Raw genomic sequence first — 12,595 nt, forward strand, 5'->3', positions numbered from 1 at the left:
CAAAGTGTTTCGGCGCAGCGGGTAAAAGGCGGATGTAAATTTAAAATTTAACCGCGGTGAGCCGAAGCTATAACGAGCCGTAGCGAGTCGCAACCTGTATGCAAACGAGTGTAAATTTAGCCGCGTCGTAGCATTGGTGCAAACGCGGAGTAAATTTTACAATCTCGGCTAAATTCAAGAGCAAATTTTGCAAGCGCAGGCAAATTTCACAAGCCCGAGCAAAATTCTACAAAATCTCCCTGAAATCATACCCTGCGTTTTTGAGTGCCCAGGCGATGTCCTCTTGGTGAGCCTTGCCCTTGGTCTCAAGCGTGATCGTGATCTGCGCGTCGCCGTACTCGATATTGGTCGAAAAGCGGTCGTAGTCGATCTTGACGATGTTTGCGTTGGCGCGGCGCAAAATTTCGGTAAGCCCCGTAAGCGCGCCCGGCTTATCGACGAGCGTGACGTTGATCGTCATCTTGCGGTGCGACTTGATAAGGCCCTTTTCGATGATGATGTTTAGCATCTGAACGTCGATGTTGCCGCCGCTTAGGATGATGCCGATCTTTGCACCGGCGGGGAATGCAAATTTCGCGTTCATCAGCGCTGCTACGCCTGCCGCGCCCGCGCCCTCGACGATGATTTTTTGCTGCTCGAGCAGATAGAGTATCGCGCTTGCGATCTCCTCGTCATCGACCTGCACGAACTCATCGACGCACTCGATGATCGTAGAGAGCGTGATCTCGCTCGTATCTCGCACCGCGATACCGTCGGCGATGGTGCGGACGGATTTGGAATTTAGCGGCTTTTTCGCGACGAAGCTATCATGCATCGCAGGCGCGCCCTTGGCGGCTACGGCGATGATTTTGATGTCAGGATTGATCTGCTTGGCGCAGCTGCAAACCCCCGTCGCAAGCCCGCCGCCACCAACCGGAACGACGATGTATTCAAGATCTGCGACCTCCTCGATCATCTCAAGCGCGATCGTGCCCTGGCCTGCTTGGACGAACTCGTCGTTGAAGGGATGCACGAACGTCAGATTGTGCTCCTTTGCATATTCCAGCGCAAACGCGTACGCCTCGTCGAAATTATCACCCTGCAAAATGATCTCCGCGCCCAGAGCCTTCGTGCCGCTTACCTTAAGTAGCGGCGTGGCTTCAGGCATTACGATCACAGCATGCACGCCGAATTTTTGCGCGCTCATCGCTACGCCCTGGGCGTGGTTGCCCGCGCTTGCGGCTATTACTCCATGCGCCCGCTCCTCGTCCGTTAGGTGCGCGATTTTATTGTAAGCGCCGCGAATCTTATACGCGCCGGTGCGCTGCAAATTCTCGCTTTTGAGATACACTTCCGCGCCGTAAAGCTTGCTGAGCTTCGGCGCCAGAGCAAAGGGCGTTTTATAGACGAAATCGTTTATCGTGCGCTTTGCTTGGATGATTTTATTTAGATCAACCATCTACTTCCTTTCGTAATTTTAAATTTTGTTATTATACATATTTTAGGCGAAATTTTATCCCGCGCGCAGCCTAAATCCGCAGCTTATATCTGGGCTCACGCCTAGCTCCTGCGCCGCAGCAGCACGCCGCATTCGATATGGCTCGTATGCGCGAACTGATCGAAGATCGCAAACCTGCGCACCTCGTGCGTAGCGCAAAGCGAGCGTAAATTTTCAAAAAGCGTCTGCGGATTACAGGAGATGTAGATCAAATTTTGAAAATTTTTTATGAAATCAATCACGCTAGGCTCCAGCCCCGCGCGCGGCGGATCGATCAAGACGTGCGAAAAATCGTAGCCGAAAATATCGATCCCCTTTAGCCGCTCAAACTCGCGCCTACGCGCAAACGCGCTCATCAGCTCATCCGCGCTAAGGCGGACGAATTGCGCGTTGCAAACGCCGTTGAGCTCGCAGTTTATGCGGGCATTCGCAATCGAGCTTTTTGAAATTTCGCTCGCCAGCACGCGGTTAAATTTAGCCGCAAGCGGGATGGTAAAGTTGCCGTGCCCGCAGTAAAGCTCCAGCAGATCGCGCGCGGCGGAGCTTTCTGGGCGCACGGCATGTTTTTCGCAGCTCGAATTTTGCGCGACGGAATTTTCGCAGGCTGAATTTTGCGCGCTTTTCTTTTCACAATCCAAATTTTGCGCAGCGGAATTTTGCACTTCCAAATCCTTGCGAGCGAAATTATCATCCGCAGAGCTCTCGTCTTTGGACGTATAGTTAAATTTCACGGAATTTTCGCCGCTACATTCTGTGCAAGCGAAATTTGCCTTAACGGAATTTCGGCAAGCGGCATCCAATTCGGCGGAATTTTCAGAAGCGAAATTTCGATCCGTAGAATTTTGCGTGGCGGACTGCTCGCAGCCGTAATTTTGCGCAGCGGAATTTTGCGAGGCAAAATTTTTTTCAGTAAAATTCTTTGCGGCGGAATTCTGCGCGGCGCACACCTCGCCCGCGCCGTCTTTGCCGAAGTCCACGCAGCTTCTCGCCCAGGCGATCATCTTTTCGTTCACGCCGCGGTTGGGCTGGATGAAGGCGTTTTCTCCGAAGCGAAATTTATAAACTCGCCCGTCCACGCAAAGCTCGTCCGTGAGGCTTAGCTCGCCGCTTAGCAGCTTCTGTCCGCGCGCGCGAGCCATGATCCTGATACCAAGCTTGTCCGCTAGTTCGCAAATCGCCTCCTGCTCGCGCTCGCCCAAGCGCTTGTGATAAAGCAGCGTCGCCAAAATCCCGCTGGCGCACGAGATAAACTCGACGCCGAAGAGCTTCTCTTTTAAAATTTCGCTCCACCTAAGCGCCTCTAGCAACCGCGGCATTAAATTTGCGATAGGAAGCGCTACCTTAGGGCATTCGTTAATTAAAATTTTCTTGCTACGTGCGCCGCCCATCGTGTAAGCAAGATCAAATGCGCTATGCCAAATATCTTGCCAGATGCCAAATTCTGCCCTGATACGATAATTTTGCGGCTGCGAGGCAAAAAATTCAAACTCGCCGTCAAAAAATTCTCTAAACTTATCGCCGATCAGCTGCTTTTTGTATGAAATTTGATCCTCATAGGGCTCGCCGAGCGTGCAGCTACCGCAACTACCGAAGCTTTCGCAATTCATACATCCACTCTTTTACCCACCACGCGCAGTAAAAGAATGATAGCCGCGATACCCAAGATCAGACATCCCCACACGCTGAGCCCAAAGCCCGCAGGCAGGTAGCCGCAAATGATACTGATGCCGCAAACGACCAGCGCATAGGTCATCTGCGTGCTTACGTGCTCGATGTGATCGCAGCCCGCGCCCATCGAAGAGAGGATCGTCGTATCAGAAATCGGCGAGCAGTGATCGCCGAAGATCGCTCCGGTAAGCACCGCGCTTACGTTTACGCACATAAAAACGTGAAATTCCTCGCCGCTAAGTCCGTATTTTTGCCCCACGGCGTGAGCAAGAGGCACGGCTAAAGGTGTGACGATGCCCATAGTACCGAAGCTCGTGCCCGTTGAAAAGGAGATAAACGAACTAAGCACGAAGATTACGATCGCAAGAGCAAAGCGCGGCGTAGCGTCGCTTAGAAGCTCGACTAGGTAGCGCGAAGTGCCAAGCTCTTTGATAACAGAGCTTAGCGACCACGCAAAAAGCAGGATTATGACGGTATTTAGCATACTTTTCCAGCCGCCAACCCAGACCTCGATCGCCTCTTTGACGCCGTAAATTTTTTGCGCGATGCCTAAAGCGACGGCGATGATCGACGAAAACAGCGCGGATTGAAACAGCACGACCGAGGCATCTGCCGCGCTAAATGCGGTGCGGATCGAAGTGAAGCTAAGAGGAGCTGCCTTGACCGCCTCCAAAGCCTCGCCCTCCAGCGAGCTGTAGCCGTTGAGATAAAATCCGATGACGGAAAGGACGATCATCGCTCCTAGCGGGATTATCGCGTTTAGCTTGCGAAGCGCGACGCCCTCTTTGGGTACGAAAATTTGATCCTCTAAATTTTTGATTTTAAAATCCGCAGCTCCGCTCTTGCCGCCGCGAGATGCGATCTCTGCGCGATACATCGAGCCAAACTCCCTGCTCATCACTGCCGTGGCGACTACGAAAAAGATCATGAAAATATTATAAAATCTATACGGGATCGTCTCAACGAAAACTGTGAAGGCGTTTATGTTTTCTACGCCGATCTGTGAGTAGGCCTCTTTGATCGCCGAAATTTCAACTCCGACCCAGGTGGAGATCACCGCGATGCCGGTGATCGGCGCGGCGGTCGCGTCGATGATGAAGGCGAATTTCGCGCGCGAAATTTTAAATTTATCCATAAGCGGCCGCATGATGGGGCCCACTATCAGGGCGTTTGCGTAATCATCAAAAAATATCACGATACCCATCAGCCAGGTGTAAATTTGACCCAAAACGGGAGTGTCTGCGTGCTTGCTAAGCCAGAGCGCAAGCGCCTTCGTGCCGCCGCTTTTGGTCACCAAAGCGATAAGCCCGCCGATACACATGACCTGAAGCAAAATGCCCGCATTCCACGTATCCGCCATCGATTTTACCATGCGCGAGCATAGATCGGTAAAAGCGAAAAGCGCCGAAGCTGCGATATTTTGATCTACCATACCGATGAGAAAGGTCCCGCTTAGCACGCCCAAAAACAGCGACAAAATCACGTCTTTGGTGATGAAAGCAAGCACGATTGCCGCAACCGGCGGGATAAGCGTCAGCACGCCGTAAAGCTCGCTGTTTCGTACGGCGGGCTCCACGTCCGCAAGCGCCAGCGCGGGTAAAAAAATCGCCGTAAAGATAAGCAAATTTTTCAACATTTTAATCCTTGATGATTGATAAAATTTTAAAATTTAACCTCCGATCGGGGGCTAAATTTTAAAATTATGCGCGCATTGCAGCAATTATTCATAATTCGCGTGCTTTCTTTTACGGCGATTATTGAGCGCCTTAATCGCACAGCAAGCTCTACAATTTTGCTGCGTTTACAATTTCGAGCACGCATTTTTAAGCAATTTATCGCGCAGAAAAATCTCTCCGGTGCAAAATACCGCGCGCGGCGTAATCAAAAAGCGTTTTATAAGTGCATTTAAATTCTACTTAACATAGCAAAAGCCCCCAAGTCAAGGTAAAATTCCGCAATACTGCGATGCTTGCTTTGCCGCAAGAGCGATAAATTTCGTGCGCAAAATTTGACGAAATCCCGCTCTTGATCGCAGACCAAAATCTATCAGTAAAAATTTTATCGCGCATAAATTGCACAAATCGCCATTTCTCAAGCCTGCCTGCGCGTTTATAAAATTTCAGTGCATGCAACTTGCGCAAGCAAAGCGATAAAATTTTAAAGCGTTAAATTCTACCAACTCGCACTCGAAAAATCCGCTAAATTTATAGAATTTACAAAGCGGCAAAACATTAAATTTAAAGCTCATAAGGCTTTTGCAAACCCAAAACGACGACGAAGCGGCGAGCGACCCTTTAAATCAAGCCCGCTAATTTTCACGCTCAGGCGCATCTTGCGGATCGCTCGTAAAATCATCGCTTACTTGCGTAGGACTTAATCCAAGCGAGCGCAAATAGCTCTGCGTAGCCGCTTCACCACCCGCAAGCGCGTAGTCTAGCGCATTTAGCCCCGCCTCGTCGACTGCTTTTTCGTTTGCGCCCGATTTTACGAGCAATTCAACGATCTGCTTGGTACTTTTTTGCGCCGCAAACATCAGCAGTGTCTTGCCCGCGCCCGAACGCTCACAGCCGTCGCTACGCTCGCCTAACGACGCTAGAGCCTGAGCTTCAGCGCTGCCGATCTGGCGGACATTTACGCTAGCATGCGAGTAAATTAGCAACTTTACGAGCTCATAATTTTTTGCCGCGGCGGCGAAAAATATCGGAGTTTGCCCAAGCGAGTTTTTATAGCCAACCAAAGCGCCTTTAGAGATCATAAATTTAGCGCTTTGAACGTTATTCATCGCGTAAAATAGCGAGTTTTCCTCGCCAGCATTCACCTGCGCGCCTCGCTCGATCAAAGCGCCGCTAAAGCGCTCGTCATATCCTAGCAAAAGTGCCAGATCCAGGGCATTATCAAGCTCGTAAATCGCAAAATCCTTGCTAAAAAGTAGCGTACGAAACTCATCTGCGCCTACTCCGCCTTTTAGCGCCAGCTCAAGCTCACCGTAATCTCCCGCCTTGCGATCCTTTGCGGCGTATGCGATAAATTCCGCTATCACGGCGCTTGCCAGCTCATCGGCGTCGTTTTTGTTGAATTTAGCGGCGAAATAATCTCTTAGCGCCTCCCTGGCTGCTGAGATCTCGCCCATAAAATTGCCATAAGCGATGAAATTTCCAATCTTGCGCTCGGAGTAAAATTCTAAGGCTTCAAGCGATTTTTCGCTAATTTGCGCGTAGTTTTTCTCTTTAGCATAGCTCAAAAAGCCCTCGCCATCCATCCCCGCAAATGCCAAGGTTCTCTCAAGCCTTTTTTCGTTCAGCAAAGCTTCGTTACCGACGCAATCGATATTTTCGTCCCTGATCTCAGAAGCCGCGCTTTTTAAATTTTGCAAAAATTCTGCGCCAGCTAGCGAGCCTTTACAGCCAAAATCGCTTTGCAGCAGCTCTTCGTCCGCAGGCTCCTTGCTAAAAAAGCCGCGCGGATCGCTTAGTATCTGCTCGCAAGAAGCGCCAAAAAGCGTGCCGCAAAAAACAAACGAACCCATTAGAATTTTTCGCATCGCTACCTCGAATTGCATTTGAAGCGTTATTTTACCTTTAAATTTATTTATTAAAACTTAGTGCGGGCGGTGGAATTTTATGGAATTCCTTTCAGCCTTATAAAATTTTGCAGAATTTTTAAAATTTTACGGCGCAGCGGCGCGGCGACGAGCGGCGTTAAATAATGGTAGTTATAGGCGCAGCAATGGAGGGCACTATATGAGGGCACAGCGATCGGCAGGCTAAAATTTTAAAATTTACGCGCGCCCTAGCGGTAAAATAAAATTTTGCAAGCTGTACAAATCTAGCGGAATTCCGCGCTAGGGTTATCGTGAAATAAAATTTTTCAAGTGGAGCCCGTTCTACAGAATTCTACACGTAATTAGTAGCGAGATAGAATTTGCGAGGTAAAATTCCTCGCAGAATAAAAGAATTTTGCAGCGAGTAGAGTTAAATTTCGCCGCGCAAAATTCCGCACCTAGCGCAAAATCCGTCGCGTTAAAATTTAGCGAATTTTAATCTGATGGAATTTAGCACGACCGTTACGGAGCTAAAGCACATCGCCGCGGCGCCGTACATCGGCTTTAGAAGCACACCAAGCGCTGGATATAGCGCGCCTGCTGCGATCGGGATACATACGGCGTTGTAAAACAGCGCCCAGAAGAGGTTTTGCTTGATCGTCCGCATGGCGGCGCCGCTTAGGCGAAATAGATATAGCACGCTTTCAAGGTCGTTTTTTATAAAAATCACGTCGCCCGCGCCCTTGGCTACGTCGCTGCCGCCGTTCATCGCTACGCCGATGCTAGCGGCTTTTAAGCTCGGCGCGTCATTGACGCCGTCGCCCACGAAAAGCACCCGCTTGCCCTTATCCGTCAGGGATTTAATGAACTCATATTTGCCGCTTGGAAGCACTCCGCTTCTTACCTCGTCGATGCCGAGGCTGCGAGCGACGAAATTTGCCGTTTTGGCGTTATCGCCCGTTAGCATGACGGTTTTTACGCCGCTTTTTTGCAGCGCCTGTACGACGCCGCGCGCTTCGGCCCTGATCTCGTCGCTAAATGCGATAAAGCCCGCGTACGAGCCGCCTATCGCGCAGTAAACGACGCCGAAGCCCTTGTCTAAAAGCTCCTCCGCTTCTACTTCGACGCCCGCATCCACGCCGCGCTCGCGCAGAAAGCCCGCGCTGCCGCAAAGAATTTCGCCGGTGGGATTTTTAGCGACGATGCCTTTTCCCGCGATGCTTTCGAACTCGCCGTTAAATTTAGAAATTTCGCCGAATTTCAACTCGGCAAATTTTACGATCGCCTTTGAGATCGGATGCTCGCTAAGCTTTTGCGCGCTTGCCAGAGCGTAGAGATCTTGGGCGCTCAGATCGCTGAAGCTTACCGAAATTTCGCCCTTGCTAAGCGTGCCTGTTTTATCAAAAACCGCGACGTCCGCGCCTTTTAAAATTTCTAAAATTTCGGGATTTTTTATTAAAATTCCAGCCTTTGCGGCGTTCGAGATCGCGCAAACGATCGCAATCGGCGTCGCAAGCCCTAGCGCGCACGGGCAGGAGATGATAAGCACGCAGATAGCGGCGGATGCGGCATATGAGAGCCGCCCGTCAAGCGCCATCCACGCTATAAAGCTAACAAGCGCGATCAAAATCACCGCGGGCACGAAGATATTTGAAATTTTATCGGCAAAGCGCGCGATCGGCATCTTTTTGTTGCCCGCCTCGTTTAGCAGATTTTTAATCTCGGCAAGCAGCGTCTGATGCGAAAATTTCGTCACCTTCACGTAGATGACGCCGTCAGTGCTGACGCAGCCTGCGTTTACCTCATCGCCTACGCCTTTATAAACCGCCAAGCTCTCGCCGCTGATAAGCGAAGCGTCTATCTGCGCGCCGCCTTCTACGATAAGCCCGTCGCAAGGGATGCGCGAGCCGTTTTTTACTAGCACCTTATCGCCCGGCTTTAGCGCTTCTGCGCGCACTTCGGCTATCGTGCCGTCGTCTTTGATCAAAAGCGCGGTTTTAGGGCTTAAATCGATTAACCCCTTGATGTAGTCGTTCGCCTTCATCTTGCTGCGCTCCTCGAGGTATTTGCCGAGCGAGATAAAGGCGATTATCATCGAGGCGGAGGAAAAATAAAGATTGGTAAATTCGTTCTGCGCGCCGTGCGTATAGACCCACGCCGCGGCCGTTAGCGAATAGGCAAACGCAAAAAAGCTTCCCATCGCCACGAGTACGTTCATATCGAAGCTTCTGTTTTTCAGCGAGCCGTAAGCGTGATAAAAGAAGTTCTTGCCGCAGTAAAACAGGCTCACGCACGCCATCGTCGCGCAAAGCATCGCCTTTGGAACGAAGCTTAAAAACCCGCTCATCTCCACCGCCATTACCGCCGCGGCTAAAATGAGAGCGAGGATTAGCCTAAATAGCGCCGCTTTGAGGTTGCGTCGCTTTTTACGCTCCAAATCCTCGTAATCGACGGCGATGTCGTAGCCTAGCTTTTTGATCTTGGCTTTTAGCGTCTCCTCAAGCGCCGGATCAGCAAGTACGAACTCGCCGCTGCCGTTTGCGAAATTTACGTGCGCCTCCTGCACCCCCTCGATCTTGCGACTTACCCGCTCGATCGCATTGGAGCAGTTTACGCAGCTCATCCCGACGATATTTAGAGTGATTTTGCTTGACATCCGTTAGTTTTCGCAGGACAGCTTTTCTACGACGCTAAAGCCCAAATCGTCCATCTCCTCTTTAAATTTAGCCTCGTCGCGCGGATCTAAGCTTAAACTCACCACTCCGCTTGCCACGTCCACCTCGATCTCGCCGAAATCGTCCTTAAGCGCGTTTTTGATCGTCCTCGCGCAGTTTTCGCAGTGGATATTTTGCGCCTTAAATTTTACGCTTTGTTTCAAAGCCATGGGTCTCTCCTTTGGATTAAAATTTCAAAACTTATACTACTTTTTAATAAATTTTATTTCAACGCCCGCTCCTGAAATTTAAGGGTTTTTCGTTATAATCACCCGTTTTAAATTTAAGCTTTAAGGAATTTTATGGGACGAGCTTTTGAATACAGACGCGCTTCAAAAGAAGCTAGATGGGGGAAGATGAGCAAACTTTTCCCAAAACTGGGCAAGGCCATAACGATGGCTGCGAAAGAGGGCGGCGAAGATCCGCTGATGAACTCCAAACTGCGCGCCGCGATCGCCACGGCAAAGGCGCAAAATATGCCCAAAGATAACATTGACGCGGCTATCAAGCGCGCAAGCGGCAAGGATAGCGCCGATATCAAAACGATCTTTTACGACGGCAAGGCGCCCCACGGCGCACTTCTCATAATCGAATGCGCCACCGACAACCCAACCCGCACCGTCGCGAACGTAAAGTCGATTTTAAACAAAGCTAAGGGCGAGTTTTTGCCGAGCGGCAGTTTAAAATTTATGTTTTCGCACAAGGCCGTTTTTGAGACCAAGCTGCTGAGCCGCGACATTGAGGAGCTGGAGCTTGAGCTCATCGACTTCGGTCTTAGCGAGCTTGAGATCAATGAGTTTGAAAACGACAAGGGAGAGCTCGAAAAGACGCTTCTAATCTACGGCGAATACGAAAGCTTCGGCACTCTAAACGAAGGTATCGAAAAGATAGGGCTTGAGATCATCAGCGCAAGCTTAAAATTCGTCGCCAACGAAAAGCACGAATTTAGCGAGGATCAGCTGGGCGACATAGACGCGCTAATAGAGCGGCTGGAGGATGACGACGACGTGCAGGCAGTTTACACCAACATCGCATAGGAGAAAAAAATGGAAAGCTTAAAAATTTACGACATCGACGCAGCGGCTTTGGCGCGCGATAAATACGCCGTTATCAAAACCGAAAAGGGCGATATGAAGCTGGAGCTTTTCGGTGACGAAGCTCCGCAGGCGGTTACGAATTTCGCTAGCCTCGCGCGCAGCGGGTTTTACAAGGGGCTAAATTTTCACCGCGTAATTCCAAATTTCGTAATTCAAGGCGGCTGCCCGCGCGGCACCGGCACGGGAGGTCCCGGCTGGCGCATAAAGTGCGAATGCGACCGCCAAAAGCACAAGCACGTACGCGGCGCGCTATCGATGGCGCACGCGGGGCGCGATACGGGCGGGAGTCAGTTTTTCGTCTGCCACAGCGCGCAGCCGCACCTAGACGGCGTGCACACGGTGTTTGGACAAATCGTGGATCAGCCTAGCCTAGCGGTTTTGGACGCGATCAGACAGGGCGATAAGATCATCGACATCGAGATTAAAGAGAGCCTGCAATCGTGATTAAATTTAAACCGCGGGGCGCCAGGCTGTGATAAAGATCGGCACGGACATAACCGCGGTGCGCAGGATCGCGGCACTGCGCGTAAAATACGGCGCGAAATTTCTAAAGCGCATTTTAAAAAAATCCGAACGCTCCTCCGCGCTGCGCGACGAAAGTATCGCGGGCATCTATGCCGCCAAAGAGGCGCTTAGCAAGGCGCTAGGCACCGGCATCGGCGCGGAATTCGGCTTCAAAGACGCCAAAATTTACAAAGACGCCCTGGGCGCGCCGCATCTAAAAATCCGTAAAAAAATCCGTAAAAAATTTCATATCGAATCCGCAAGCCTTAGCATCACGCACGATGTAAACGTCGCAATCGCCGTAGTCGCACTAAAACTTAATAAGCCACGCTCAAAGTAACGAAGTGAAGCGGCGCGACAGCAAGAACTCCGCGTAAATTCTACATAAATTTTGCACGACGAAATTTATGAAGTTAGGCGCAGATTTTGCAGAGTAGTATTTCGCGGCGCAGTACGCGATGCGGTAGCAAACTTTGACTATCTCAAATTTTATATTTGCTGACTTAAAATTCTACATTCATGGATGAAATTTTAGAGCACAAAATTTACCGCAACGAAATTTTGAAATTTCACCGCGCCGCAGAATTTTGATTTAAATTTGAGGCACGGAATTTTATAGCGTCACGATACGCGACGGCGCAACTCAAAAGGTAGAATTTCAACCTGAATTTTAGAAGCAGAAAGATAGATTTTCGGTTTAAAATTTGCTGCGAAATTGCGCTTTGAAATTTAAAGCAGATGCAAAGTCTGCTCCGCCCAATCTATCGCATCATCAAGGATTAAGCGGAAGTTCATGAGCCAATGAAACACGCGCGGCAGTGTCTGTTCGTCGTGCTTATCTTAAACAAGAGCTTTTGCGCCGTACTTATGCCGAATACCGCAGATAGCGGGGCGTTCTCTTTTGCTATGTACAAAAAATGGAGGCGAGCTTGCGTAGCTACATTTACCGCTTAGTCTGCCGCCAACTTGAGCACACACAGATAAGCGACGTACCCGCAGAAGCGAGTGATCAAATTTACGCGGCGAAATTTAAAGATGAAATTCCGCGGGCTGTAAATTTAGCGCTAAATTTTTAAAATTTCACGGCGGCTCAAATTTTAAAATTCCATGCAAAGCGGATTTAAAATTTTAAGCCGGCAAGCCCGTGAGGATAAATTTAGCCGCCAAGAAGTTTGCAAAGCCTCCGCAAAAAGAAATTTTATTTCGGTGCGGCGCCGCAAAATTTTCAATTGTTCGTATTTTAGCGGCAGGTTTACGCGGTTTATGTTTTCGCGCGAGGTAAATTTTCAATTCTCTATATTTTGGTCGTTTTAAGACTGCGCCCAAAGCCACTCTATATTTAGGGCCGCGTAAATTTAAATCGTTAGCGCCAAGCTACGATTAAATTTCAAGCGCAAAGCGCGGTCGCAGCGCTAGCTTACATCAAAACGCCTAAAACTACGACTAAAATTCCAAGCCGCGACCGAATCTTACGCGCAATGAAAGGCGGATTATTCCGCCTTTTTTAGATTATCGGCGAGCAAAAACGCAAGCTCTAGTGCCTGATCTGCGTTTAGGCGCGGATCGCACTGCGTTTCATAGCGCTGTTTTAGCG

Annotated in this window: 10 protein-coding genes and 2 pseudogenes; 4 read left to right on the forward strand and 8 right to left on the reverse strand. The window is 49.9% G+C overall.

What is annotated here, in order from left to right; all coding sequences use genetic code 11:
• Nucleotides 1-226 precede the first annotated feature (226 nt).
• The 7 genes and pseudogenes from ilvA to Q0140_RS07730 all read right to left on the reverse strand — a co-directional run bounded on the left by ilvA (nt 227) and on the right by Q0140_RS07730 (nt 9,570).
• Nucleotides 227-1,438 carry a threonine ammonia-lyase gene (ilvA, locus tag Q0140_RS07700; RefSeq protein WP_291936237.1) on the reverse strand — a complete coding sequence of 404 codons (1,212 nt, stop codon included), beginning with the start codon at nt 1,436-1,438 and terminating at the stop codon, nt 227-229.
• Nucleotides 1,439-1,539: 101 nt separating this feature from the next.
• Nucleotides 1,540-2,022, reverse strand: a pseudogene (locus Q0140_RS12650) (methyltransferase domain-containing protein); the annotation flags it as partial.
• A 435-nt stretch (nt 2,023-2,457) separates the two neighbouring features.
• Nucleotides 2,458-3,084, reverse strand: a pseudogene (locus Q0140_RS07710) (tRNA (uridine(54)-C5)-methyltransferase TrmA); the annotation flags it as partial.
• Nucleotides 3,081-4,781, reverse strand: a complete 1,701-nt coding sequence (locus Q0140_RS07715) for a Na+/H+ antiporter NhaC family protein (RefSeq protein WP_297963464.1) — start codon at nt 4,779-4,781, stop codon at nt 3,081-3,083. The pseudogene Q0140_RS07710 and the gene Q0140_RS07715, both read right to left, overlap by 4 nt.
• Before the next feature lie 672 nt (nt 4,782-5,453).
• A complete protein-coding gene (locus Q0140_RS07720; RefSeq protein WP_297963466.1) occupies nt 5,454-6,704 on the reverse strand; it encodes an ankyrin repeat domain-containing protein in 1,251 nt (416 codons plus the stop codon).
• Nucleotides 6,705-7,164: 460 nt separating this feature from the next.
• Nucleotides 7,165-9,342, reverse strand: coding sequence for a cation-translocating P-type ATPase (locus Q0140_RS07725; protein ID WP_297963468.1), 2,178 nt, complete (start codon nt 9,340-9,342; stop codon nt 7,165-7,167).
• 3 nt (nt 9,343-9,345) lie between these two features.
• The gene (locus tag Q0140_RS07730) at nt 9,346-9,570 is read right to left on the reverse strand and encodes a heavy-metal-associated domain-containing protein (RefSeq protein ID WP_297880669.1); all 225 of its coding nucleotides are present in this window, start codon (nt 9,568-9,570) and stop codon (nt 9,346-9,348) included.
• A 132-nt stretch (nt 9,571-9,702) separates the two neighbouring features.
• On the opposite strand from Q0140_RS07730, the gene Q0140_RS07735 reads away from it, so the two are divergent.
• The 4 genes from Q0140_RS07735 to Q0140_RS07750 all read left to right on the forward strand — a co-directional run bounded on the left by Q0140_RS07735 (nt 9,703) and on the right by Q0140_RS07750 (nt 12,077).
• Nucleotides 9,703-10,437: a YebC/PmpR family DNA-binding transcriptional regulator gene (locus Q0140_RS07735; RefSeq protein ID WP_297963470.1), complete on the forward strand. Its 735-nt coding sequence runs from the start codon at nt 9,703-9,705 to the stop codon at nt 10,435-10,437.
• 9 nt (nt 10,438-10,446) lie between these two features.
• The gene (locus tag Q0140_RS07740; RefSeq protein WP_297963472.1) at nt 10,447-10,941 is read left to right on the forward strand and encodes a peptidylprolyl isomerase; all 495 of its coding nucleotides are present in this window, start codon (nt 10,447-10,449) and stop codon (nt 10,939-10,941) included.
• Between the two features lie 28 nt (nt 10,942-10,969).
• A complete protein-coding gene (gene acpS, locus Q0140_RS07745) occupies nt 10,970-11,341 on the forward strand; it encodes a holo-ACP synthase (RefSeq protein WP_297963474.1) in 372 nt (123 codons plus the stop codon).
• Nucleotides 11,342-11,930: 589 nt separating this feature from the next.
• Nucleotides 11,931-12,077, forward strand: a complete 147-nt coding sequence (locus Q0140_RS07750; protein ID WP_297963476.1) for a hypothetical protein — start codon at nt 11,931-11,933, stop codon at nt 12,075-12,077.
• Between the two features lie 414 nt (nt 12,078-12,491).
• On the opposite strand, the gene Q0140_RS07755 is transcribed toward Q0140_RS07750, so the two are convergent.
• Nucleotides 12,492-12,595, reverse strand: a 104-nt coding sequence (locus Q0140_RS07755; RefSeq protein WP_297963479.1) for a 3-deoxy-7-phosphoheptulonate synthase, incomplete at its 5' end; no start/stop codon positions are given.

It is taken from the genome of uncultured Campylobacter sp., assembly GCF_938045405.1.
Lineage (GTDB): Bacteria > Campylobacterota > Campylobacteria > Campylobacterales > Campylobacteraceae > Campylobacter_B.